Source organism: Psychrobacter sp. T6-5, assembly GCF_052258485.2.
In the GTDB taxonomy this organism is placed as follows: Bacteria; Pseudomonadota; Gammaproteobacteria; order Pseudomonadales; family Moraxellaceae; genus Psychrobacter.
In genome coordinates this window covers 3,119,939-3,143,717 of sequence record NZ_JBQQEY020000001.1, presented here as the reverse complement: position 1 = coordinate 3,143,717, position 23,779 = coordinate 3,119,939, and the positions used below count along the sequence as shown (strand labels likewise).

The window sequence follows — 23,779 nt, the reverse complement described above, 5'->3', positions numbered from 1 at the left end:
TGTCTCACACATCAGACTTTGTTTAGCCAATAAGCGTCTAGAGCGCGACCATTATAATAGAAAAGCTCGCATAACAAAGTGTTCAGTTCGCTTGCGACGTATAACTACCACTAAGGAGTTTTATCCATGTCATATGATAAGGTCATCGTACCAAGAGACGGCGAAAAAGTAACCGTGAATGCTGATTTGTCGCTAAATGTGCCCAATCATCCGATTATTCCATTCATTGAAGGTGACGGTATTGGGGTGGATATCACACCTGTCATGATAAAGGTGGTCGATGCGGCGGTCGATAAAGCCTACCACGGTAAAAAATCAATTATCTGGATGGAAGCTTACTTGGGCGAAAAAGCAGCCAAAATATATGACGGCGAATATTTACCAAGTGAGACATTAGAGATTTTAAAAGACTACGTCATCAGTATCAAGGGACCGTTGACCACGCCAGTGGGCGGTGGCTTTAGCTCGTTGAATGTGGCTGTACGCCAAAATCTTGATCTGTATGTCTGTCAGCGCCCAGTACGCTGGTTTGAAGGCGTACCGAGCCCAGTACAGCATCCTGAGCTGACCAATATGGTGATCTTTCGTGAAAATACAGAAGATATTTACACAGGTATCGAGTGGAAGGCGGGCAGTGATGATGCCAAAAAAGTCATCAATTTCTTAAGAGAGGAGATGGGTGTGACCAGCATTCGCTTCCCTGAAGACTGCGGCATCGGTATCAAGCCTGTCTCAAAAGAAGGCTCGCAGCGCCTAGTACGTAAAGCCATTCAGCATGCTATCGATAATGACTTGCCAAACGTGACCCTCGTTCATAAAGGCAATATCATGAAATTTACTGAAGGCGCGTTTAAAGATTGGGGATACGAGCTGGCAGCAGAGCGTTTTGATGCTGAGCCATTGGATGGTGGTCCATGGATGACGATGAAAAATCCTAAAACGGGTAATGACATCATCATCAAAGATGTGATCGCTGATGCGTTCTTGCAGCAAATTCTGATGCGTCCGGCAGATTACTCCGTAGTGGCAACACTCAACCTAAACGGTGACTATATCTCTGACGCTCTAGCGGCGGAAGTAGGCGGCATCGGTATTGCCCCGGGTGCTAACAAAGGCGGGGCAATCGCTGTCTATGAAGCGACGCACGGTACTGCGCCTAAATATGCTGGTCAGAATAAAGTAAACCCAGGCTCATTGATATTGTCTGCGGAGATGATGCTGCGTGATATGGGTTGGTGTGAGGCCGCGGATCTCGTCATCAATGGTATTCAAGGCGCGATCGCCAATAAGACGGTCACTTATGACTTTGAGCGTCTGATGCCAGATGCTATCTTGCTCAGTACTTCTGAGTTTGGTAAAGCCATTATCAAGCACATGGATGCGTAATCGCATTAATACCTAGAGTGTTAAAATCCATTAAATTTGTTCAAGGCCACTTACTGATGTAGGTGGTTTTTTTATGTGTTTCAAACGAATAGATAGAGGCAAGTTGTTTGTCGTTATTTTGAGATAGGCACAAAAAAACACCTCAACGTTCTAAGACGACTGAGGTGTTTTGTTTACTAAGACTTCAAACTACCTAATCGATCTGTGTATACAAACTAGAGAGATTAGGATTAGTGGTTCAAGAGCAATTGCTTATTACTTATAACGATGCCAAGGTTTCGTTAAACAAAGCGCTTGGACGCATGGCTTTTTTAGCCAACTCTTCATCAGCATAGTAGTAGCCTTTGATGTCTACTGGCTTGCCTTGAGCGTCATTAAGTTCTTTGACAATGGCGTCTTCGTTTTCTTTGAGCTTTTGCGCCAATGGCGTGAACTGTGCTTTTAACTCACTATCTTGATCTTGCGCGGCCAGCTCTTCAGCCCAATATAGCGCTAGATAGAAGTGACTGCCACGGTTATCAAGCTCACCGGTTTTACGTGATGGCGACTTGTCATTAAGCAGCAGTTTTTCTGTCGCTGTATCTAGCGTATCGGCCAAGACTTGAGCTTTAGCATTATTGTCGTTGCTTGCCAAATGCTCCAAAGAGACATTCAAGGCCAAGAACTCACCGAGTGAATCCCAACGTAGATGGTTTTCTTCTGTTAGCTGCTCGACATGCTTTGGTGCAGAACCACCAGCACCTGTCTCAAACAAACCGCCGCCTTTCATGAGTGGTACAACCGACAGCATCTTGGCACTCGTACCAAGCTCTAGGATTGGGAACAAGTCAGTGAGGTAATCACGTAAGATGTTACCAGTCGCAGAGATCGTATCAAGGCCACGAGCGACACGCTCTAAGGTATAACGCATGGCGCGAACCTGAGACATGATTTCGATATGTAGACCATCAGTATCATGATCTTTTAGATACATTTTAACTTTCTTGATGAGCTCGTTCTCATGTGGACGATATGGGTCGAGCCAGAAGATAACAGGCGTATTTGATTCACGTGCACGGCGTACGGCAAGCTTCACCCAATCTTGGATAGGCTCATCTTTAACCTGACACATGCGCCAGATATCACCTTTTTCAACACGCTTTTCGAGCAATACTTCATCGGTATCCACGTCGACGATACGAGCAATACCCGCATCACTCGATTCAAAAGTCTTATCGTGTGAGCCGTACTCTTCCGCTTTTTGTGCCATTAGGCCGACGTTTGGTACTGTGCCCATTGTTTTTGGGTCAAAGTTACCATGCCATTTGCAGAAGTTGATCATTTCTTGGTAAATACGAGCAAAGGTGGACTCTGGCATGACGGCTTTACAGTCATACATTTTGCCATCAGCGCCCCACATTTTACCACCTGAACGAATCATCGCTGGCATAGAGGCATCAACGATCACATCACTTGGTGAATGGAAGTTGGTGATACCTTTGGCAGAATCAACCATAGCCAGACGCGGACGATGCTCTTGACAAGCATGCAGATCACGCTCAATTTCTTCACGTGTTGAAGTTGGTAGCGTCTCAATCTTGTCGTATAGATCCGCCATACCGTTGTTGACGTTGATGCCAAGCTCATCAAAGAGTTCGCCATGTTTTTCAAACGCTTCTTTGTAGTAAATTCGAACCGCATGGCCAAATACGATAGGGTGTGAAACCTTCATCATGGTGGCTTTTACGTGCAATGAGAACAAGATACCAGCTTCGCGACAATCTTCCATCTCTTGCTCATAGAATTCAAGCAAGGCTTGTTTGCTCATGACCATCAGATCGATGACTTCTTTATCAAGCAACGCAATTTTAGGTTTTAATACTTTTTGGGTACCATCGTCAAGTAGCAAGTCCATACGCACGGTACGAGCTTTATCTAACGTCATAGATTGCTCGCCATCGTAGAAATCGCCGCCATGCATGTGTGATACGTGCGTGCTTGACCATTGCTTCCATTCACCCATTGAGTGTGGATGTTTGCGAGCATAGTTTTTGACGGCTTTTGGTGCACGGCGATCTGAGTTACCTTCACGTAGTACTGGATTGACGGCACTGCCTAAGCTTTTACCATAGCGCTTACGTAGCTCTTTTTCTTCATCCGTTTGTGGATCTTCTGGGAAGTTAGGAATGGCATAGCCTTTACCTTGTAGCTCTTTGATAGCGGCTTTTAACTGCTGGACAGAGGCACTGATATTTGGCAGTTTGATGATGTTGGTGTTTGGGTCTTGAGTCAGGCGACCAAGCTCAGCTAGGTTGTCAGGAACACGCTGCTCTTCGGTCAAGTATTCAGGGAATTCAGCTAATATACGTGCCGCAACAGAGATGTCACTGGTTTCAACTTCGACACCTGCGGTCTTAGTGAACGCTTCTACAATAGGTAAAAAAGATAGTGTCGCAAGCGCTGGGGCTTCGTCAGTTTTTGTATAAATAATTTTTGACATTTTATTTAGTTCTTCCTTTAGTTGTCGTTAATAATAATGCTCAAATATAGTGTTGAATATGAGTCAATGATACTATGCAATGCTCAATGATATCGTTCGAACAAGTACGTCGTATGTAGCTGCTTAGCAATATTTAAGTTAGAGATATTCAAGTTTGATAAAACATTTTCTTTTACTGATGTTGACTACAAGGGCATTCTCAGATGGCACGTTGACTGCCCGGTAAAACTGCCAGAAAGCAAGTCGCTGACGGTATATTATAATAAATCCACTATAAATTCGAGAGGATGTCAATCACGTACCATGAACTAAGTATACTGTTTTCGCTCATATCTTAGGATTTCAAATTATACTAAGCTGATAAAGACCTTATTCTAACAGTCATCTGTTGCGATATCATCTTTTCGATATAACGACTATGTTTCATCGGTTTCTGTCATGCTCTAGATATCCAAACAAGCATAATCCTAAAAACCACCAATGTCACTATTGGTGGTTTTTTATTGTGACTCAAAAAACTTTGCAAATTGTGACAGCAAAATAGCAAAAATTTGCTAGGCTAGGTCATCAATAGATAGATTATCTATACACAATATAGTGACGGTAAATATGAGTTTAGAGTATGCGCTGATTAATGATACCAGTTGGCAGAGCCAGACCGCGTGGCAAACGCCAGACACGCCTTTTATGTCATTTGCTTTTTGGCAGGCGCTTGCCGATACGGGCGCGATTGGAGAGCAGGCAGGGTGGCTACCGATATTTATTTTGGTGCATCGTGTCAACGAAGATGCTGAGGATGCCGTACTGCAACCAGTCGCGGTGCTGCCAGTATTTATAAAAGGCCATCATCGCGGTGAGTTTGTATTTGATCACTCATGGGCAGAGGCGTACGCGCGCTACGGACTCGACTACTATCCAAGATTGGTCACCAGCGTGCCATATACACCGATTACAGGTCAGCGTCTTTGGTTGGCAAAAGGCGAGCGCTTAAATGAGGATATCTTCAAAACAGCCATCGCGGGTATCGATGATATCGCTCAGCAAGTCGGCGCCTCAAGTTGGCATGGACTATTTGTCACACCTAATCTAGCATCTGTTGCCACCACATCAATGCCTACTGAGATTGATATAGAGCGTGCGATAGCGGCCCAAGAGAGCGGCGTAGAGTCCGCGCCGATTGAGATGCCGATATTTGAGCGTCAAGGCTGTCAGTTCTTATGGCAAAATAAAGACTTGCTCAATAGCAGCCAACCATTTGCAGAGTTTGATGCGTTTTTGATGACGTTAAAAGCCAAAAAGCGCAAAACCATTCGAGCGGAGCGCCGTAAAGTGGCTGAGCAAGGCATCAGTTGCCAGCGAAAAATCGGCGATGATATCAGCGATGCAGACTGGAAGGCTTTTTATCACTGTTACGTGATGACCTATGCGGTACGCGGACAGCAGCCTTATCTGACGATAGACTTTTTTATGGCATTGGCAGCGAGTATGTCTGAGCACATTATGCTCGCGCAAGCACTTGATGCCAGTGGTGAGATTATCGCCAGTAGCCTATTCTTATATGACACACCTGTCAGTAATAGCGACAACGACAGTATTGATGGCGATGCTAATGATGTTGATAATAATGCGACTTTGTACGGTCGATACTGGGGTGCGCTTGGTGAATATGACAGTTTGCATTTTGAGCTGTGCTATTACCAAGGCATCGAATTTGCCATCGAGCAAGGGCTAGCGTCCTTTGATCCAGGTACGCAAGGCGAGCATAAGTTGGTTCGTGGTTTTATTCCAACGACGACGCACTCGCTTCACCGCATTTATGATCCGCGTTTTGTCCCTGCGATTGGTGATTTTTGTGCTAGAGATCGGATGCATATGGCACAATATCGCAAGCAAGCCCATGAGGCACTACCATTTAACGCAGACAATATGCCAGCCTTTGATACGCTTCATTGATATACACCATTAATGCTGACTATTAATTAATAATAGCGCGCAGGTATTTACTTTACACATTTCACAATTAGCCGTTAACTATGTCCAGTAACTCTCTTACTCCTACCACGTCTCTACCTCCTACTGAACTCGTATCGTGGCTCAATGCCGAAGGTTCGCTCACAGCCATGCTAGAAAAACGAGCAGGGCAGCCGTTACGAGTGGAGCGTAGCTTTGAAGGCTATCGGCTGTTGACGCTGCAACAAAAGCGACAATTGGGTCTACAAGGCTCAGCGCTAAATCGTCCACTGCTGGCGTGGATACGTGAAGTACTGTTATACGGCAATGACAAGCAGCCATGGGTCGGTGCGCAAAGCATCTTTCCGCTATCAAGCCTAAAAGGTAACGCGCGACGCTTGCAGCAGCTAAAAGGTATGCCCATCGGTTATGTATTATTTAAACGTCGCCGTACACTGCCAAACCAGCGATTTGTGCGAAAGACTAGCGAGGGCTGGCAACGGCAAACGCGCTATGACTGGTATGGCCGCTCATTACTTATTAGCGAAACCTTTTTGCCTGCGTTTTTGTCCAGTGGTGCTTAAAAACGTTTTATTTTTATATAAACACAAAAAGGATTATGGTTAAGAATTCGCATTGAGTAAATCCTTTATTTAATTGGCTATTTATCTGTGTTATATCGCCATTTAATTTGCTCATCTTAAGGTGGGCTTTTTTGCGCTCATCGCACAAATTTTCATGTTACACTTACGCTTTCGCGATGATATCGATGCAAATGTATATCGATTTTATTGACGGATCGGTCAAGTTAATGGCAAGCCAATTGCCTGTGTTTATTCTTATTTCAATTTTTGCTAATAGACTCAATTCACAATAATGGTCATACCATAAAACAGCTTGCAGAAAAACAGCGTGCAGAGGTATCCACCATACTTCAAGCGACGTTGACGCAGTGGTCGTTTGGTTGTGAGCAGGCTATCAGCTTCTTTCCAATGAAATTTTTCAATGACAGTCACTACTTAGGACATTACTATGTTTAAAGATATTTCTATCAAAGAGTTTGATCCCGTACTTGCTGAAGCGATGGCCGCAGAAAGCGTTCGTCAAGAAAATCACATCGAGTTGATTGCCTCTGAAAACTACTGTTCACAAGCAGTGATGGAAGCGCAAGGCACTGACCTGACCAACAAATACGCTGAAGGCTATCCTGGTAAGCGTTATTATGGTGGCTGTGAGCATGTAGATGTCATTGAACAATTGGCCATTGACCGTGCAAAAGAGCTGTTCGGTGCTGAGTACGTCAACGTCCAGCCACATTCAGGCAGCCAAGCAAACTCTGCTGTATTTTTGGCATTGCTAGAAGCCAATGACACTGTACTTGGCATGAGCCTAGACGCAGGTGGTCACTTGACGCATGGCGCGCACATCAACTTCTCAGGTCTGAACTACAATGCCGTACAGTACGGATTGGTAGATGGTACTGGTTTGATTGATTATGACCAAGTAGAGAGCTTGGCGCGCGAGCACAAGCCAAAAATGATCATCGCTGGTTTCTCAGCGTATTCACAAGTGGTTGATTGGCAGCGTTTCCGTGACATCGCTGACGAAGTAGGCGCGTATCTACTAGTAGATATGGCACACGTTGCTGGTCTCGTGGCGGGCGGCGTATATCCAAGCCCAATCCCTTTTGCTGATGTAGCTACTACCACCACGCACAAAACCTTACGTGGCCCGCGTTCAGGTATGATCTTGTCGCGTGATGAGAAGCTTGCCAAAAAGCTAAACTCTGCTGTGTTCCCAGGTAACCAAGGTGGCCCGTTGATGCACGTCATCGCGGCAAAAGCGGTTTGCTTTAAAGAAGCGCTAGAAGACAACTTCAAAACCTATCAGCAGCAAGTCGTGAAAAATGCACAAGCAATGGCAAAAGTCATCCAAGAGCGCGGCTACGAAATCATCTCTGGTGGTACTGAAAACCATCTCATGCTGATCAGCCTAGTGAAGCAAGAAATGACCGGCAAAGAAGCGGACAAATGGCTTGGTGATGCACACATCACTGTGAACAAAAACGCCGTGCCAAACGATCCAAAATCACCGTTTGTTACCTCTGGTATCCGTATCGGTACACCAGCTATTACTACTCGCGGCTTCAACGAAGCGCAAGCAGCTGATTTGGCAGGTTGGATCTGTGACGTGCTAGACAGCCGCGGTGATGAAGCGGTTGCAGCTGAAGTACGTGGTAAAGTAGAAGCAATCTGCAAAGAGCTACCAGTGTACGAAAAAAACCAGTAAGTATTAATTGACTCTATTTAAGAGTTGTATAACAAAAACCGCTTAGCTTGTGCTAGGCGGTTTTTATTTTTTGATAAAAGGAGTATTTGATGACGATACGAATCCATGCACTGTACCATGTTGATTTTGAAGAACTCAGCTACATCAAGCAGTGGGCAGATAGTCGGGGCCATCGTATTACGGTTACACGCTTTTATGAGAATGATCCATTACCTGCGCAAGACAGTTTTGATTGGTTAGTCGTTATGGGCGGGCCAATGAGCATTCACGATGAAAGTGACTTTCAGTGGTTAGCTGATGAAAAATCTTTCATTCAGCAAAGTATCAATGATGGAAAAACCGTGATTGGTGTTTGTTTGGGTGCACAACTGATTGCAGATAGCTTGGGGGCAAAAGTTGCGCCATCGGGCATCAAAGAGGTTGGCTGGCTGCCCATTCAATTGACCGAACAGGGGCTTGCGCATCCGTTGCTAGCAGATTTGCCAAGGAATGAATTCACTGTATTTCATTGGCATGGTGATGGTTTTGAGTGCCCCAAAGGCGCGACGCCCATTGCCATGTCACATAGTTGGGCCAATCAAGGGTTTATTTATCAAACACCAAAACATGCCGAGCTAGATACTTGGGTAATTGGTTGGCAATGTCATTTTGAAGTGACCAATAAAAGTATGGTAGATATGGTGTCGCATGGACAGACGTATATACAAGAAGCGATGATTGATCATCCTGACTCTGTGCAAGCGGCTGATAAGATCCTAGCGATAGGGGACACGTACATGGCAGACAACAATGCATGGCTCTCGACCATGCTAGATAAACTGGCCAGATAATTCAGTGTCATGCGGTTAAGAATCTGTAGCAGGTGAAAATCTAGTATAAATAAAGGCGCTAAAATGACAGAGGAACAAACCAGTCAAGATTGTGGGTTTTACTTACATAATACTCGCTATTGATTACTTAACCTGTAGCCTATCTTTTATACAATCTCATTGAACTGAAGAAAGAACCATTTAGCTGATGCTAGGTGGCTTTTATTTTAATAACAGATAAGGAGAATACGATGTCTATTTCTACATCTATGTCATTTTGCTTTTGTAGCGTTCGTGAGGAAAATTTAGCAAGTATGCTTGATGGAGGTATTACGCTGGATGAGCTAAGAGAAAATCGCGACAACCAGTATTTTGATGTCAGAGAAGCGTCTTTTGAACACTATACGGAAGAACTGATTGAGCTGTTGGGAGAAGGGCATTATGCCTTGTGCGATCTATTATTTTTGGCAGACAACAGCACGCCTCTGCATGAGCAGCATGATGGACTACTATATGATTCGGCAGTCGTGCCGAAGATTGTCAAAGCGTTTGCCGCGACAGACTTAAAAAAATTGGTACACGATATGGGTCACCACGAAGCAGAGAGCCAAGAAGTTTTGAATACGTTTCTTGAGAATTTAAATCATGTTCATAAGTTATTTGAGTTTGCAGAAGACAACAAGCTCAATGTGATTGGGTTTACGCTCTAGCAATTAGATGTTATGGATTTAAAAGCGTTCAGCATCTAATAGCTGATATAGGGCTGTGCGTGTCTGAATAGATACGCATGTGATAAAAACCGCTTAGCACTGGCTAGGCGGTTTTTTGCGTTATGACTGTTAAATCATCTTAGAAGGTATCTGTGTTCTTTGTCTATATTCCAAGTGCTTTCTCTATACTCTAAGATAATGACGATATACATTGATAGCTGTTATAAGGGTGATTGGGTTTGACTGTTAGCCTCAAAAGATAATTTGACTTTTGACTAACGAAAGCTTATAAATGTTTTGTTTATTATTTGTTATTGTTATATAGTCAGTGTTAACAATTTATTACTAAGAAGAGTACAAATTGTTAATAAACAATTGCTTGTTTAGTATTGATTTTAATAAAATTTTTGAAAATTCACCTAGAAGTGATTTTTATGACAAGGATGTCTATGAAAAAGCAATCGTTAATCGCTATGGCGCTACTATTCAGCGCCACTCTCTCGCAAGCAGCTGAATCAGGTCTAGAGGCTGAGCAGTCAGCTCTAGCAGCATTTGGTGCAGGTCTCGACAGTTTTATGTCCAGTGCATTTGGATGGTTTGTCGATCTTATCTTCTTTTCAGTGCCACTCGGCGAGACAAGCTTTCCACTTATTGCAGGTTGGTTATTAGTTGCTGCACTCATATTTACGGCCTACTTTGGTCTTATTCAGTTTCGTCAAATAGGGTTGTCTCTGGATATTGTTAGAGGCAAATATACCGATCCTAATCCCGCCGTTAAAGAAGAAGGAGAGGTTAGCCACTTTCAGGCGTTAGCCACTGCTTTATCAGGTACGGTTGGTTTGGGTAATATTGCAGGTGTGGGTGCAGCACTCGCTATTGGTGGACCTGGTGCTACCTTTTGGATGATCATCGTTGGTCTGTTCGGTATGGCTTCCAAGTTTGTAGAGTGTACGTTAGGTGTCAAGTACCGTACGATACTACCCTCTGGTGTGGTCTCAGGTGGACCTATGTACTACCTAAGCCGCGGTATGGCTGAACGTGGTATGGGTGGATTAGGTAAGGTTTTAGCCGTTGGTTTTGCACTCATGTGTATATTGGCGGCTTTTGGCGCTGGTAACATGTTCCAGGGTAACCAAGCCTTTGCGGTCATGAGCTCTACTTTTAGCATTCCTGCTGATTACAGTTTATTCTTCGGTATTGGCTTAGCTGTTTTAGTCGGTTCAGTGATTCTTGGCGGTATGCCTCGCATCGCAACCGTTACTGAAAAAGTCGTGCCTTTTATGGCTTTGTTGTATATCACTATGAGTGTGATCGTACTGGTTGCCAACTTTAATCATATCGGCGCAGCATTTGGAGAGATCTTTACGGGTGCTTTCACGGGTGCTGGCGTAGCTGGTGGGTTTATTGGGGCGTTAATCCAAGGCTTGAAACGTGCGACCTTCTCTAACGAAGCAGGTATTGGTTCAGCCGCTATTGCTCACTCAGCGGTAAAAACGAATGAGCCTGCTACTGAAGGGTTAGTCGCTTTATTAGAGCCGTTTATTGATACCGTCATCATCTGTACTATGACAGCGCTGGTTATTACGATATCTGGCGTGAATACCGTAGCAAACTTACAAACGCAAGCGCTCACTGGTGTGGACCTAACCCGTGCAGCCTTTATGGAAACGGCACCAATTTTCCAGTACTTCTTAGCCGTAGCTGTGGTATTGTTCGCCTTTTCAACCATGATTTCATGGTCATACTATGGTCTAAAAGCTTGGACGTATCTTTTCGGTGAAGGTAAAGTTGGCGAAGTAATATATAAACTCATCTTTCTTATCTTCGTCATTATCGGTACCATCATACAGTTCAGCTTTGTTATCGACTTCTCAGATGCAGCCATCTTCGCGATGTCTATCTTTAACATCATCGGTCTATACTTCTTAATGCCAGTAGTGAAAAAAGAAGTCAATTCCTTTATCGCTCGTGTGAAAAGTGGCGAAATTAAAAAGTATAAATAATGGGTTTGATTGAACACGCTGTTATCACACAAAAAAAACCGCTTAGCATTTGCTAGGCGATTTTTTGTTTTTTTCATTGAATCAAGCTTTACACTATGACAGCAGTAGCTTACATAAACGGTAACTTGGTAAATATCTGCAGTATCGTCGCATTGACGATATCGACGAAGAATGCACCAACCATTGGCACGATTAAGAATGCCTTAGGCGAGGGTAGATAGCGATCAGTGACTGCCTGCATATTAGCAATCGCTGTCGGGGTCGCACCCATACCAAAACCGCAATGACCTGCTGACAATACCGCTGCGTCATAATCTTTGCCCATCACTTTAAAGGTAATAAGGTAGACGTAGATAATCATGATGATGGTCTGTACGATTAATATGACCAATACAGGGCCTGCCAAATCCGTCAATTGCCATAGCTTCAATGACAGCAGTGCCATCGCCAAAAACAGACTCAAAGACGCATTACCAAGTACGTCAATTGAGCGATCAAACATCTCAAAATTAAACACCATCGTTAACACATTGCGAATAATGACGCCACCTGCCAGTGCCCAGACGAACGTCGGCAACTCAAACCATGTGCCCTCAGCCACGAGCGTCATTCCATCAGCAAAAGCCAACGCACCTGCAAATAGCGCCAACGTCTCGATAGTAGAGGATGCCGTGATAAAGCGCATGCTATCGGGTCTCTCGAAGATGTCTTTATTGCTACCTGCAGTCTCCTCGTCATGTTTGGTGCTATATAGAGACTGAGCACTGGCAACTTTTTCAATATCACTAGGATTTGGATCGGCTGGCGTCGGTTTTAGACCCAGTCGGTTAATCAAGCGACGTGCCACAGGACCACCGACGATACCACCTGCGACCAAACCATAAGTCGCAACAGCGATACCCAGTGTGGTCGCACCGACCACACCGTAGTCTTGTTCTAAAGTAATACCCCAAGCACCTGCCGTACCATGACCACCCGTCAGAGCGATAGAGCCTGTCACAAGACCGAGCAGCGGATCAAGCCCCAGCGCACTTGCCATGGCTACGCCAACGACATCTTGTAAGACAATAAATACGGACACCACGATCGTAAAAATCAATAACGGTGTACCACCCGCCTTTAGGCGACTAAAATCAGCACTCAGACCGATAGAAGCAAAGAACATCAGCATGGTGGCGGTCTGCAATCCTTGATGAAAGTTGAAGCTATATCCCCAAACCATATTGAGAACATAGACAGCAACCGCTGCGACCAAACCACCAGCAACGGGTTCTGGAATATTAAAGTCTTCTAAAAATTTAATCCTTTTGACCAAAAAACGCCCCAGTAGTAGCACCAAGGTCGCGAGTATCAGTGTGTAATAACCGTTTAAGGTAATCTCCATAGGTTAATCCTTTGTATAAAATAAATTAACCTGAATTCGGGATAAATATGGCTTTATCTCGAATTCAGGTTTCTATGATGACGAATGATTATTGGTGACTAATTTTTTAACAACGAAACTAGACTTCATCCTCAGATGGCACAATAACCCAAAGTTGTGGTTTGCCAAAATCTCTGTAAGCATCCTCAATGATGCTTTTAAAGATATTGAAGTCTTCTGTGTTTATCCTTTTTACCACCATCAAATCAAGCGTTAGATGCACCACCTCGCTATCTGTCAAACAGTCCCATGCGCTGTCCCAGTTGTGCGAAAAATAACTGGGAAAATCACAGGCGCGGGCCAGACTCGTCAATAGCGTGGTTTTATTGAGGGTGTCACCCACGGATATGGTAACAGCCGTAGGAGGAATATCCGCCACTAGTGCTGTACCGTTTTGGTTAATGTGGTCTTGGTTAACATAGTGGATGGCTTGGCTCTTATCTTTCTGATTCATGGCTTCTTGATTCATATTCGCTTGTTCCATGTTAAGGCACCTGCAGTCTTTGAAAACTATCATAATGATCGACGGTTAAGTAATAGACAGTGGGCGGATAACCGCCTGTGACGATACGCTTTGCGCCGCGATGGGAGATGCCAGGGGTGGGAACGGTGTATTCGCGGTAGTAGCCTTGCGATTGTGCTGGCAATCTACCTTCACGATTGTAAAACGTCGTGCCGTCCTTATTGGGATAAGGATATGGCCCGCCTTGTTGAATCAGCGCAATCGTATTATCGATCTGTGCATCGCCCGTAATGCTAGTGGTCGCTGTGTCAGTCGTGGCGACTTGACTGGTATTGTCAGACGTATACTGAGATAACGTCGAGCTAAAATCGCCAAAGAAGTAGATAGCGACAGCGATAATGGCGATGAGGCTAAATAGGGTAGAACCTAGGCTTCTTTTATTTGAAATATTACTTTGACGGCTGCGGTTTGAGTTGCGACTACTGTGGTGAGTATTTCGTTCGGCATTATTAGGTACATATTTAGATGTGTCTGACGCAGTGTCTTGTTCAAGGCTTAATGAAGATGAGGTGACCTCGGTGGCGCGTAATTGGTTTTTGTCATTGCGTTTGCTATTAAAATAGACGCTTTGTCCAATGCTGACAGGCTGAGACAATCGCACTTTACTCACGTGAAAAAACACATCCTCATCTTGATCATCGACATCGATAAAGCCATAGCCTTTTTCTTGATTCCAGTGTTTAATCTTGCCACTTTGCATGATTGCGCCGTTCCTTATTATGTAGACGTATGTGATTAGCATACTTGTTATTCAAATGCCTATGATTAAAATATTTATTATTCACATGAAAAAACGCCAGCAAAATTGCTGACGTTCCTGATTAATCATTTCGATAGTCGATAAGTACCAAATTAAGCACGAGTTTCGCCATGACCATAGACGATCCATTTTTGCGAAGTCAAACCTTCGAGTCCGACAGGGCCGCGCGCATGGATTTTGTCCGTTGAGATACCAATCTCAGCACCAAGTCCGTATTCAAAGCCATCAGCAAAACGGCTAGAGGCATTAATCATCACGCTTGCTGAGTCTACTTCGCGGATGAAGCGCTGTGACTTGGTATAGTTGTCTGTAATAATGACATCGGTATGATGGCTGCCGTGGGTATTGATATGTTCAATCGCCTCATCAATACCGTCGACGACTTTTACCGCGAGGATAGGCGCTAAGTATTCAGTATCCCAGTCTTCATCAGTCGCCGCAGATAAATGACCGTTTAGAGTAATCACATCGGCTAAGATGCTTTGGGCGCTATCATCCACACGTAGCTGCATCGCGTCATCGGCTTCAATGATGGCGGTGGCAATCTTGGGCAGCAAATCTTTGGCGATAGAGGCATCGACCAGTAGCGTCTCCATCGTATTGCAAGTGCCGTAGCGATGCGTTTTGGCATTGACACTCACTTTGATCGCAATCTCAGGATCTGCATCGCTATCGATAAAGGTATGACAGTTACCATCTAGATGCTTAATCACAGGGACTTTGGCATCGTTGCTGATACGTGCAATCAGACCTTTACCGCCACGTGGCACGATAACATCGACATATTCAGTCATGGTGATGAGCTCACCAACGGCGGCGCGATCGGTCGTTTGCAGTACCTGCACGCTGTGCTCAGAGAGATCCGTCTGACTGAGGCCTTTTATGATGCATTTGGCAATGGCTTGATTGGACTCAAACGCTTCAGAACCACCGCGTAGGATAATGGCATTACCTGATTTGAGTGCTAGTGAAGCAGCTTCTAATGTTACATTAGGGCGCGATTCATAAATCATACCAACGACGCCCAGTGGGACACGCATTTTGCCCAAATGAATACCCGATGGCTGATAAGTCATATCAGTCACTTCACCGATTGGGTCAGGGAGGCCAGCCACGTCTTTAAGACCTTGGAGCATACCGTTAAATCGTGCGTCGTTTAACTCCAAGCGATCAAGGAGAGCGCTATCGAGGTCATTTTTGTGACCATTATCCATATCGATTTTATTGGCTGCCAAAATGTCTTGTTTGGCATTGACTAGCTCATCATGAATGGCCATGAGTGCTGAGTTTTTGTCGCCTGTATTGGCTGCCGCGAGCGCGCGAGAAGCGGCTCTGGCTTGCTTGCCAACAGACTGCATGTAGGTAGTAATATCCGTCGTATTTGCTTGACTCATCAATTATTCTCCTTATGTGGTATCAGTTGTATATAAATAAAAGCGCCTAAAAAGGCGAAAATTTAGCAAAAAAAGAGGTTTTGAATGCCTATTTAAATAGCGATTGGTCATTATGCTATTTAACATAGAGGAGATTGCGGCGATAGTAAAGATGATTTTGTGAATAGAATCTGCTTTACAAAATGCTGATGAGGCTTTATCTCATACAGTCTCATAGAATTTACCCTAAGTTTCTTGATGACTATCTGTTATCAATCGCACACTCTATCTTTACGTGTCTTTAACAGAACTGTGCTGTAAATACTAAGGTAGCCGTAGCACATCATCAGTATAGTAGGCATTAACAAAACAGCGTTGTCAGTAGATAATGCTGCATCACGAAAGAATAAGTAATGGAGAGTGAACATGGCGACTAAAAGCAGTACGTACAAAAACTGGATGACGGTTGGGTTGGTTGCAGGCGTGCTTGCGCTCAGTGCGTGTAGTAAAGACGAGACACCAATGGAGACGCAAGCGGACACGACAGTCGATGCCCAAACCAGCGTTGAAGAGAATGCAACTGCGACTGCGAGCAGCTCTGACGATATCGCTGTTGCTAGCGCCGATGACGGTATGGCTGTCAGTACAGGGGATGATGTGGCAGTGGCAACCGCTGATGATGCAGAAGTGCTGGATGGTACGGAAGATTCAGAGCATGTATCGACATACTAAGTGCTATGGCGCGTTAAACGCTATGATAGTGTGTTAGTCAATATAGCGTTATCAGATAAAACAACGTCCGGTACGCGAAAGTGATAAAATAAAGCCCAGAGCGATAAATGCAGTCTGGGCTTTTTTAGGTCAATTGTTTGTAGCGACGCTATTATTGATGAGTAGCGACTAGTATCGACTAACTGACTGGTTAAACACAAGATTTGCCTTTTTGCTGTGGAATAAGAGACAATATGGCATTTTTTCTTTGCCTACTCAGGCATAGCACTATCACGATAATGCTATAGATGCTGATACTATATAGCCCTTGTTTATAATATACAGCTCTTATTTATTTTTATTCGTGTTTTCACTCATATTTATTGGAAGTCTGCTGAACCATGCTTGATACTGCAAAAAACCCGACTCGGCCTATCGCCTTAGACTTACAAGACATCCATAAAAGCTATGGCTCATTAGAAGTACTCAAAGGGGTATCTCTCACCGCCTATGATGGTGATGTTATCTCTATTTTGGGCTCATCGGGCTCAGGTAAATCAACCTTGCTGCGCTGCATTAATTTGCTTGAAAACCCAAATCAAGGTCGTATCCTGATCGGCAATGAAGAGCTCATGCTAAAACCTGCCAAGTCAGGCGAGTTGCAAGCCGCAGATGTTAAGCAGTTAGAAAGCTTGCGCGCTCGCGTGGGGTTTGTTTTTCAGAATTTTAACTTGTGGCCACATAAGACGATTTTGCAAAATATCATTGAAGGGCCAACGCAGGTGCTTAAGATCAAAAAAGCCCAAGCGATTAGCGATGCCGAAAAACTGCTAGACAAAGTAGGGCTACTCGACAAAAAAGACGCTTATCCAGCCAACTTGTCTGGTGGTCAGCGTCAGCGCGTGGCCATCGCTCGCGCACTTGCCATGCAGCCGCAAGTGCTTTTGTTCGATGAGCCAACCTCGGCGCTAGACCCTGAGCTGGTCAACGAAGTACTTGCGGTAATGCGTGAGCTGGCGGAAGAAGGGCGTACGATGCTTATTGTCACCCATGAGATGCGCTTTGCTCGTGAAGTATCAAGCAAAGTGGTGTTCTTGCACCAAGGGGTGGTTGAAGAAATCGGCACACCTGAGCAAGTCTTTGACAATCCTACCTCTGAGCGCGTCAAAGATTTTATGGCCTCGCATCGTCCGCACTAATCCTGTCCAAACCAGAAATCAGATGGTGGTAGAGCGCTACCAGCTCTATCGCCATTGAATCCTATCAAATATAAAAATCACTATACCGTAACTATTGTTTATCCTTTATTACTCGATAGTCACTGCAAGTATGTAAAACGTTTGTTTTTGATTTTTTACTCAGGTATTATCAAAAGGTTTATAGTCGGTCGATTTTAACGGCTGTCCATTATTCTGCTATCTATATTGCTTGTCTGTCAGGGACGTCAGAGAACAAAGTATCAGAACCCGAAGTCAAAAAATCCTGTCAAAAATTTATGTCAACACCCATCAGAATTTAAGGAACGTATGATGTCGAATTCTCGCCTACTATGGTCATCAATGACCGTCACTGCAGCATTGATGCTGAGTGCTTGTAGCCAACCTGCCAATGAAACTACTGATGCCAACGCTGACGCACCTGCCGCAGAAACGACTGGCAAAACCATCCGCATTGCAACCGAAGGCGCTTACCCTCCGTTTAACTATACCAATGCTGATGGTAGCTTGGCTGGGTTTGACATCGATGTTGCCAATGCTTTGTGTGACCAGATGCAAGCCAAGTGTGAAATCGTTGCTCAGGATTGGGACGGTATTATCCCAGGTCTATTGGCACAAAAATATGATGCCGTTATCGCAGGTATGTCTATCACAGCTGAGCGTCAAGAAAAAGTTGATTTCAGCGAACCGTACTTTGCTAATACGATGGTATGGCTCACCAACACTGATGGCAGCTTTGATCCAATGGCGATCCAAAACGTCACGCTTGGTGGACAGCGTTCTACCACGCCAGGCGCTTATCTACAGGATAACTACGAAGGCAAAGACGGCAATACCGTTCAGCTATATGACAACTATGACAATGCCTACTTGGATCTAAAGTCTGGTCGTAGCGATGCAGTATTGGCCGAAAAAGTCTCTGCCAAATCATGGCTCGCTGACAATAAAGAAGGTTTCGGTATCGTTGGTGATGAGATTGATAACGATGACAATATTGCTATTGCCGTGCGTAAAGGGGATGGACTCAAAGCGGAGTTTGATAAAGCATTGAGCGAAATCCGTAGCAACGGTGAGCTTGCCCGTCTTGAGCAGCAAAACTTTGGTCAATAATGGCTCACTGAAGATTTAGGTTTAACAAAAGCGAGGCTTATCAATATCAAATAAGCATAGCGCTGTTAAGCCTAAATCAGTAAGTAGTGGTTAACGATATGGCTGGTAAATACATTAAGGAATAATAGGTATGACAATTTCAATGACATCACTAATGAAATCATCAATGAGCAAAAAAGCTTTGTGGATTGCGCCGCTCAGCGCAGCGATGCTAATGCTGGCAGGTTGTAACAACAGCTCAGCACCAGCAGAGAATGCTGAAGCCGATACCGCAACTGAAGCACCTATGAACATCAAAATCGCGACAGAATCAAGCTACAAGCCATTTAGTTACACCGATGCTGATGGCAAACTGATCGGCTACGAGATTGAGTTGGTTGACGCATTATGCGCACAAATGAAAGCTGAGTGTGAAGTCATCTCGCAAGATTGGGATGGTCTAATTCCGGGGCTAAATGCACAGAAATTTGATGCTGCCATCGCGGGTATGTCTATCACGCCTGAGCGTAAAGAAGTGGTCGATTTCAGTGACCCTTACTTCCATAGTGGTATCATCCTCATTGGTAAAAAAGGCGATGATTTGAGTGTCGATTCGCTAAAAGGTCAGCCAATCGCTTCACAGCGTTCTACCGTGGCCTCACAGTATCTACAGGACGAGCACGCGGATGCTGATATCAAGCTATATGACACTCAAGACAATGCCTATCTAGACCTAACCTCAGGTCGTGTGCGCGGCATGATGTCTGATAAAGTCACTGGCACTGATTGGCTAAAAACAGAAGCGGGCAGCGGCTATGAGATCAAAGGTCAAGAAATCAGCAGCGACGACGATGCAATGGGTATTGCATTCCGTAAAGGCGATCCATTGGTTGCCAAATTCAATGCGGCATTGGCTGAGCTAAAAGACAACGGCACTTATGATCAAATCACTGGTAGCTATTTTGGTACCAGCTCGACCGCTGCGGCACAAAAAGTAGTCGTGACTGATGGTGTTGATGAAGTCATAGTCGTTGAAGAAGACGCACCAGTTGAAGCAGCAACGAACTAAGACGACGTCTTCTGCATAGACCGTTATTCAAAAGTGTTGTTTACCCAAGAAAACCCAAGGATGACCATGAGCAATCACTGTGTTCCAGCCCGTGCTACGACTGGCAAATCTATTATTAACGCTATGACGACCAGTCGTCTATCTGTGCCATTACTTACGCTAGCGACCATTTTTACCGTCGCTGGCTGTAGCAATAGCCAAGAGAGTACGGCCGATACCAATTCTGATGCGACCGAAACAACGGCAGCAAAGAATGACGTACTGCGTATCGGTACGGAAGGGGCGTATGCTCCTTTTAACTATACCAATGCCGATGGGACACTTGGCGGGTTTGACGTTGAGATAGCCAATGCCATCTGTGCCGATATGCAGGTGACTTGTGAGATTGTGGCGCAAGATTGGGACGGTATTATTCCTGGTCTAAAAGCCGGTAAGTATGATGCAATCGTGGCAGCAATGTCCGTTACTCCAGAGCGTGCAGAGCAGGTTAGCTTCACTGATCCATACTTTAGTAATACCTTGGTTTTTTTGGCCAAAAAAGACAGCAATTTTGACCCTAGCAACCAAAGCGACATCGACGCTCATTCGATTGCCGCGCAGCGTTCGACCATCTCATCACAGTGGTTCGAAGACAAGTATCCAAAAGCCGACATGAAGCTTTATGATACGTTGAGCAATGCATTTTTAGATCTAGGATCAAACCGCGTCGATGCAATGATCTCTGATAAGTTGCCTGCGATAGAGTGGCTGAGCTCTCCTGCTGGTAGTAAATATGCACTAAAAGGTGAAGAGATTGATATCAATGATAACTTTGCGATAGCAGTACGCCCAGGCGATCCGCTACAAGCAAAGATCAATCAATCTTTAGCTAATATTAAAGCCAATGGTACTTACGATAAAATCAATCAAAAGTACTTTGCGGTGCCAGCATCTGCAACGAGTACAGTTGATGAGGACGCAAATACAGATGCAGATATTAGCGAACAACCAGCGACGAAAAACGCTAGTTAATAGCTAACAGTAGTTAAAGATAGCAGTCAAAAAATATTGTTTTGATTAATAAAAGGATATTGCCATGATGGTGATGTCCTTTTTTATTATTCTATAAACGTATCGTACGGTCATGGCGTAGTGATCATTATTCACCATTCGCTTTACTCAAATTTAGTCAGTTCGTTTCAAGCGTATTTGCCCAAGTGTCTGTTTAAGTACGGTTTAGACACAGCTTTTACGCGTCAGGATTAACATCACGGCGAGCGAATATGATAAAATCAGCGCTCATTTCTACTGTGTCAATTATCGCAGCGCCAACCGTATTCCTTTGACGTCATTTTTTGGCGCCGACCATCCTTATTGATTTGGTATAAAATACGGTACATAGCCGCGTTCAGCTATTGATGCTGATTCTTTTAACTCATATTTTGCAAATTGCTAATATAAAGAGACTGAGTGGATAATCGTGTTTGACTTACAAGGATTTGGCGCGCTTTTATTAAGCGGCGCTACCGTCACTATACAGCTTGCCATGACCAGTTTAATTATTGGTCTTGCATTAGGCTTACTCGGCGCAACCGCAAAGATGTCCAATATCTGGTTGCTGCGTAAGCTTGCGACTGTCTATACTGCGACGATGCGCGGTATTCCTGAGCTGCTATTGGTGCTATTCATTTATTATGGCGGCTCTATCTTATTGATGAGCATCCTCAAAAAGTTTGGCTACAATGACTATGTCGAGATTAGCGCTTTTTGGGGCGGTGTCATGGCGCTGTCTATCGCTTTTGGGGCGTATGCGACTGAGATTTTTCGCATGTCGATTCAAGAGATTCCGATAGGGCAGCGAGAAGCGTCGCAAGCGATTGGTATGCGTCCTTTTCAGACCTTTTATCGCATAACCTTGCCGCAAGTATGGCAGATTGCACTACCTGGTCTGGGTAATTTGTTTTTGGTATTGCTCAAAGATACCGCGCTGGTGTCGGTCGTGGGTCTCAAGGACATCATGTATCAGTCGTCGCGTGCGGCGCAGTCGACACAGCAGCCGTTTACCTTTTATATGGCAGCCGCGATTATTTATTTGGGTCTGACCATGTTGATTACTGGCTTTATGATGTGGCTTGAATGGCGTGCTAATCCAGCGGCACGCTATGCCAAAAAGATAAGCCGTCAATCGACTCACCGTCAATCGACCATAGGATAGAGGAGAGAGACTATGGATTGGAATTGGCAGGTCATTTTTGACCATATCCCTGACTTACTAGGCGGCGCGGTATTGACCGTACAGCTGGTGGTCATCTCATGTGTTATCGGGTTGTTTTTTGGTTTGATCTTAGCGCTATTACGGCTGTCTAAGAATTGGTTGGTACAGATACTCCCATTTCTCTATATCTTCTTTTTTCGCGGTACGCCGCTGCTGGTGCAGATATTCCTGATTTATTACGGTTTGGGTCAGTTTGAAGCGGTACGTGATTCGTTCTTATGGGAGCCTGTGCTCAGTCAAGCATACTGGTGCGCCATTATCGCCTTTACGCTTAATACCAGTGCATATTTGGCAGAGATTATACGTGGTGCGATTCAAAACATCCCAGTTGGTGAGCTTGAGGCTGCTGATGCGCTCGGAATGTCAAAATGGCAGAAGTTGACACGCGTGACCTTGCCGCGTGCGTTTGGTATCGTAATACCCGCCTACAGCAACGAAGTTATCTTTATGCTAAAGGGCAGTGCGCTCGCTTCGACCATTGCATTGATGGATATCACTGGTGTTGCTCGTACGATTAGTGCGCGTACCTATACCTTGATGGAGCTGTTCTTTGCTGCCGGTATCGTTTATCTATTATTGTCATGGGTTATCTTATTTAGCTTTAGAATGTTTGAAAGACGCATGAACCGACACGCCAGCTATGTGCCACCAGATGTGGTGACCAATACAATTCCATAGTGAGTTGCTAGCCATGAATGGTCGCCAAAATGACAATAAAGGTGACAGTAGACAATAAAGGTGACAGTAGACAATATAGTAAGGATTGCTGAAAAATATTTATCATTTATAGGGAGAGTCTAGTATGAGCCAATCGCCACATGTGTCATTAGCAAATGCCATTGCTGCTGGCGTCAATGAAGAGCAGAGCATTGATAATCACAATGAGCGCTTACGTGCTTCTATTGGTAAAATCGTCTGTGTGGGTCGTAACTATGTGGCGCATGCTGAAGAGCTCGGTAATGAAGTGCCGTCATCGCCCATACTGTTTATGAAGCCAGCGTCTTCAGTGGTCTCTATTCGTAGTGATGTGGTGCGCCCCAATCCAGAGGTGCTTGGCGAGACGCATTACGAGGCTGAGCTATGTATTCAGCTATCAACTGACCTGTCGATGGCAACGATTGAAGAGGCACAGCAGGCGATTGGCGGGGTGACGTTGGGGCTGGATTTGACCTTGCGTGATTTGCAGAGCACCCTTAAAGAAAAAGGTCATCCATGGGAGCGTGCTAAGTGTTTTGATGGTGCATGCGTACTTGCTGATTGGATCGACCCGCAAGCGTTTGGCAATCTTCAGAACGTACATTACCAGCTCACCATCAATGATAAGCTGGCGCAAGATGGCGATAGTGCTTTGATGTTGTTCCCCGTCTATGAGCTGCTGGTCAACATCAGCCATGCTTTTAGCTTACAGGCAGGTGATGTGATCATGACTGGCACACCAAGCGGTGTGGGTGTACTACAAGCAGGTGATAAGCTCAAACTAACATTGGGTGCTCATGAATGGGTAACACAAGTGCAGTAAGCTTGCGAAATGAACCAGTACTAGTCGTCATAAATATCAAAAAGCTCTGAGCCGTTGCTTGGGGCTTTTATTTTTAGACTTTATATATTTTTTCAAAATTTTTTAATACTTATATCTCTCAATAATTGTTTGTACAGTTATTTGTCATGAGTTTGTCATCTATCGTTCAGCGTGCTGTCATAAAGAGTCAGTAGACTTAAGCGGAATTCGTATTT

General features: G+C 44.6%; 20 protein-coding genes. 15 read left to right on the top strand and 5 right to left on the bottom strand.

Features of this window, described 5'->3' with window-relative positions:
* The first annotated feature begins 126 nt into the window (after positions 1–126).
* The gene (gene icd / locus ACTXGK_RS28160) at positions 127–1,386 is read left to right on the top strand and encodes an NADP-dependent isocitrate dehydrogenase (protein ID WP_443514553.1); all 1,260 of its coding nucleotides are present in this window, start codon (positions 127–129) and stop codon (positions 1,384–1,386) included.
* Between the two features lie 259 nt (positions 1,387–1,645).
* On the opposite strand, the gene ACTXGK_RS28155 is transcribed toward icd, so the two are convergent.
* Positions 1,646–3,865, bottom strand: a complete 2,220-nt coding sequence (locus tag ACTXGK_RS28155; RefSeq protein WP_443514552.1) for an NADP-dependent isocitrate dehydrogenase — start codon at positions 3,863–3,865, stop codon at positions 1,646–1,648.
* Positions 3,866–4,474: 609 nt separating this feature from the next.
* Here ACTXGK_RS28155 and ACTXGK_RS28150 point away from each other — a divergent pair.
* The 6 genes from ACTXGK_RS28150 to ACTXGK_RS28125 all read left to right on the top strand — a co-directional run bounded on the left by ACTXGK_RS28150 (position 4,475) and on the right by ACTXGK_RS28125 (position 11,626).
* The gene (locus ACTXGK_RS28150; RefSeq protein WP_443514551.1) at positions 4,475–5,818 is read left to right on the top strand and encodes a GNAT family N-acetyltransferase; all 1,344 of its coding nucleotides are present in this window, start codon (positions 4,475–4,477) and stop codon (positions 5,816–5,818) included.
* 80 nt (positions 5,819–5,898) lie between these two features.
* Positions 5,899–6,399 (top strand): chorismate--pyruvate lyase family protein, encoded by a 501-nt coding sequence (locus tag ACTXGK_RS28145; protein ID WP_443514550.1) that lies wholly within the window; start codon positions 5,899–5,901, stop codon positions 6,397–6,399.
* A gap of 448 nt (positions 6,400–6,847) precedes the next feature.
* Positions 6,848–8,104, top strand: a complete 1,257-nt coding sequence (gene glyA, locus ACTXGK_RS28140) for a serine hydroxymethyltransferase (RefSeq protein ID WP_371531512.1) — start codon at positions 6,848–6,850, stop codon at positions 8,102–8,104.
* Positions 8,105–8,193: 89 nt separating this feature from the next.
* On the top strand, positions 8,194–8,934 hold the full coding sequence (locus ACTXGK_RS28135) for a type 1 glutamine amidotransferase (RefSeq protein WP_443514549.1): 741 nt from the start codon (positions 8,194–8,196) through the stop codon (positions 8,932–8,934).
* A 230-nt stretch (positions 8,935–9,164) separates the two neighbouring features.
* Complete coding sequence (locus tag ACTXGK_RS28130; protein WP_443514548.1) at positions 9,165–9,623, top strand: hypothetical protein; 459 nt, start codon at positions 9,165–9,167, stop codon at positions 9,621–9,623.
* 449 nt (positions 9,624–10,072) lie between these two features.
* Complete coding sequence (locus tag ACTXGK_RS28125) at positions 10,073–11,626, top strand: alanine/glycine:cation symporter family protein (protein ID WP_201598915.1); 1,554 nt, start codon at positions 10,073–10,075, stop codon at positions 11,624–11,626.
* 109 nt (positions 11,627–11,735) lie between these two features.
* Here the strand turns inward: ACTXGK_RS28125 and gltS are convergent, their stop codons facing one another.
* From gltS to ACTXGK_RS28105, 4 genes are all read right to left on the bottom strand, one after another.
* Positions 11,736–13,010 carry a sodium/glutamate symporter gene (gene gltS / locus ACTXGK_RS28120; RefSeq protein ID WP_201598910.1) on the bottom strand — a complete coding sequence of 425 codons (1,275 nt, stop codon included), beginning with the start codon at positions 13,008–13,010 and terminating at the stop codon, positions 11,736–11,738.
* A gap of 118 nt (positions 13,011–13,128) precedes the next feature.
* The gene (locus ACTXGK_RS28115; RefSeq protein WP_443514547.1) at positions 13,129–13,533 is read right to left on the bottom strand and encodes a barstar family protein; all 405 of its coding nucleotides are present in this window, start codon (positions 13,531–13,533) and stop codon (positions 13,129–13,131) included.
* A gap of 1 nt (position 13,534) precedes the next feature.
* The gene (locus ACTXGK_RS28110; protein WP_443514546.1) at positions 13,535–14,272 is read right to left on the bottom strand and encodes a ribonuclease domain-containing protein; all 738 of its coding nucleotides are present in this window, start codon (positions 14,270–14,272) and stop codon (positions 13,535–13,537) included.
* A gap of 152 nt (positions 14,273–14,424) precedes the next feature.
* Positions 14,425–15,726: a glutamate-5-semialdehyde dehydrogenase gene (locus ACTXGK_RS28105; protein WP_443514545.1), complete on the bottom strand. Its 1,302-nt coding sequence runs from the start codon at positions 15,724–15,726 to the stop codon at positions 14,425–14,427.
* 405 nt (positions 15,727–16,131) lie between these two features.
* Between ACTXGK_RS28105 and ACTXGK_RS28100 the strand changes: the two genes are divergently transcribed.
* From ACTXGK_RS28100 to ACTXGK_RS28065, 8 genes are all read left to right on the top strand, one after another.
* Positions 16,132–16,437 carry a hypothetical protein gene (locus ACTXGK_RS28100; RefSeq protein ID WP_201598894.1) on the top strand — a complete coding sequence of 102 codons (306 nt, stop codon included), beginning with the start codon at positions 16,132–16,134 and terminating at the stop codon, positions 16,435–16,437.
* A gap of 380 nt (positions 16,438–16,817) precedes the next feature.
* On the top strand, positions 16,818–17,615 hold the full coding sequence (locus ACTXGK_RS28095; protein ID WP_201598892.1) for an ABC transporter ATP-binding protein: 798 nt from the start codon (positions 16,818–16,820) through the stop codon (positions 17,613–17,615).
* Positions 17,616–17,942: 327 nt separating this feature from the next.
* Positions 17,943–18,743: a transporter substrate-binding domain-containing protein gene (locus ACTXGK_RS28090; RefSeq protein ID WP_201598889.1), complete on the top strand. Its 801-nt coding sequence runs from the start codon at positions 17,943–17,945 to the stop codon at positions 18,741–18,743.
* Positions 18,744–18,873: 130 nt separating this feature from the next.
* Positions 18,874–19,791 (top strand): transporter substrate-binding domain-containing protein, encoded by a 918-nt coding sequence (locus ACTXGK_RS28085; protein ID WP_443514544.1) that lies wholly within the window; start codon positions 18,874–18,876, stop codon positions 19,789–19,791.
* Between the two features lie 66 nt (positions 19,792–19,857).
* The gene (locus ACTXGK_RS28080) at positions 19,858–20,802 is read left to right on the top strand and encodes an ABC transporter substrate-binding protein (protein ID WP_443514543.1); all 945 of its coding nucleotides are present in this window, start codon (positions 19,858–19,860) and stop codon (positions 20,800–20,802) included.
* A 448-nt stretch (positions 20,803–21,250) separates the two neighbouring features.
* Positions 21,251–21,985 carry an ABC transporter permease gene (locus ACTXGK_RS28075; protein WP_201598887.1) on the top strand — a complete coding sequence of 245 codons (735 nt, stop codon included), beginning with the start codon at positions 21,251–21,253 and terminating at the stop codon, positions 21,983–21,985.
* Between the two features lie 12 nt (positions 21,986–21,997).
* Positions 21,998–22,723, top strand: a complete 726-nt coding sequence (locus tag ACTXGK_RS28070) for an ABC transporter permease (protein WP_371531502.1) — start codon at positions 21,998–22,000, stop codon at positions 22,721–22,723.
* Positions 22,724–22,847: 124 nt separating this feature from the next.
* Complete coding sequence (locus ACTXGK_RS28065) at positions 22,848–23,564, top strand: fumarylacetoacetate hydrolase family protein (RefSeq protein WP_443514542.1); 717 nt, start codon at positions 22,848–22,850, stop codon at positions 23,562–23,564.
* Positions 23,565–23,779 lie beyond the last annotated feature (215 nt).

What these genes read in the sequence shown, in the direction of transcription:
- ACTXGK_RS28130 (WP_443514548.1), top strand. Translation starts at nt 9,165, where the DNA reads ATGTCTATTTCTACATCTATGTCATTTTGCTTTTGTAGCGTTCGTGAG.
- ACTXGK_RS28125 (WP_201598915.1), top strand. Translation starts at nt 10,073, where the DNA reads ATGAAAAAGCAATCGTTAATCGCTATGGCGCTACTATTCAGCGCCACT.
- ACTXGK_RS28150 (WP_443514551.1), top strand. Translation starts at nt 4,475, where the DNA reads ATGAGTTTAGAGTATGCGCTGATTAATGATACCAGTTGGCAGAGCCAG.
- ACTXGK_RS28110 (WP_443514546.1), bottom strand. Translation starts at nt 14,272, where the DNA reads ATGCAAAGTGGCAAGATTAAACACTGGAATCAAGAAAAAGGCTATGGC.
- ACTXGK_RS28100 (WP_201598894.1), top strand. Translation starts at nt 16,132, where the DNA reads ATGGCGACTAAAAGCAGTACGTACAAAAACTGGATGACGGTTGGGTTG.
- ACTXGK_RS28105 (WP_443514545.1), bottom strand. Translation starts at nt 15,726, where the DNA reads ATGAGTCAAGCAAATACGACGGATATTACTACCTACATGCAGTCTGTT.
- ACTXGK_RS28090 (WP_201598889.1), top strand. Translation starts at nt 17,943, where the DNA reads ATGATGTCGAATTCTCGCCTACTATGGTCATCAATGACCGTCACTGCA.
- ACTXGK_RS28085 (WP_443514544.1), top strand. Translation starts at nt 18,874, where the DNA reads ATGACAATTTCAATGACATCACTAATGAAATCATCAATGAGCAAAAAA.
- ACTXGK_RS28155 (WP_443514552.1), bottom strand. Translation starts at nt 3,865, where the DNA reads ATGTCAAAAATTATTTATACAAAAACTGACGAAGCCCCAGCGCTTGCG.
- icd (WP_443514553.1), top strand. Translation starts at nt 127, where the DNA reads ATGTCATATGATAAGGTCATCGTACCAAGAGACGGCGAAAAAGTAACC.
- glyA (WP_371531512.1), top strand. Translation starts at nt 6,848, where the DNA reads ATGTTTAAAGATATTTCTATCAAAGAGTTTGATCCCGTACTTGCTGAA.
- ACTXGK_RS28135 (WP_443514549.1), top strand. Translation starts at nt 8,194, where the DNA reads ATGACGATACGAATCCATGCACTGTACCATGTTGATTTTGAAGAACTC.
- ACTXGK_RS28065 (WP_443514542.1), top strand. Translation starts at nt 22,848, where the DNA reads ATGAGCCAATCGCCACATGTGTCATTAGCAAATGCCATTGCTGCTGGC.
- ACTXGK_RS28095 (WP_201598892.1), top strand. Translation starts at nt 16,818, where the DNA reads ATGCTTGATACTGCAAAAAACCCGACTCGGCCTATCGCCTTAGACTTA.
- ACTXGK_RS28145 (WP_443514550.1), top strand. Translation starts at nt 5,899, where the DNA reads ATGTCCAGTAACTCTCTTACTCCTACCACGTCTCTACCTCCTACTGAA.
- ACTXGK_RS28115 (WP_443514547.1), bottom strand. Translation starts at nt 13,533, where the DNA reads ATGGAACAAGCGAATATGAATCAAGAAGCCATGAATCAGAAAGATAAG.
- gltS (WP_201598910.1), bottom strand. Translation starts at nt 13,010, where the DNA reads ATGGAGATTACCTTAAACGGTTATTACACACTGATACTCGCGACCTTG.
- ACTXGK_RS28070 (WP_371531502.1), top strand. Translation starts at nt 21,998, where the DNA reads ATGGATTGGAATTGGCAGGTCATTTTTGACCATATCCCTGACTTACTA.
- ACTXGK_RS28080 (WP_443514543.1), top strand. Translation starts at nt 19,858, where the DNA reads ATGAGCAATCACTGTGTTCCAGCCCGTGCTACGACTGGCAAATCTATT.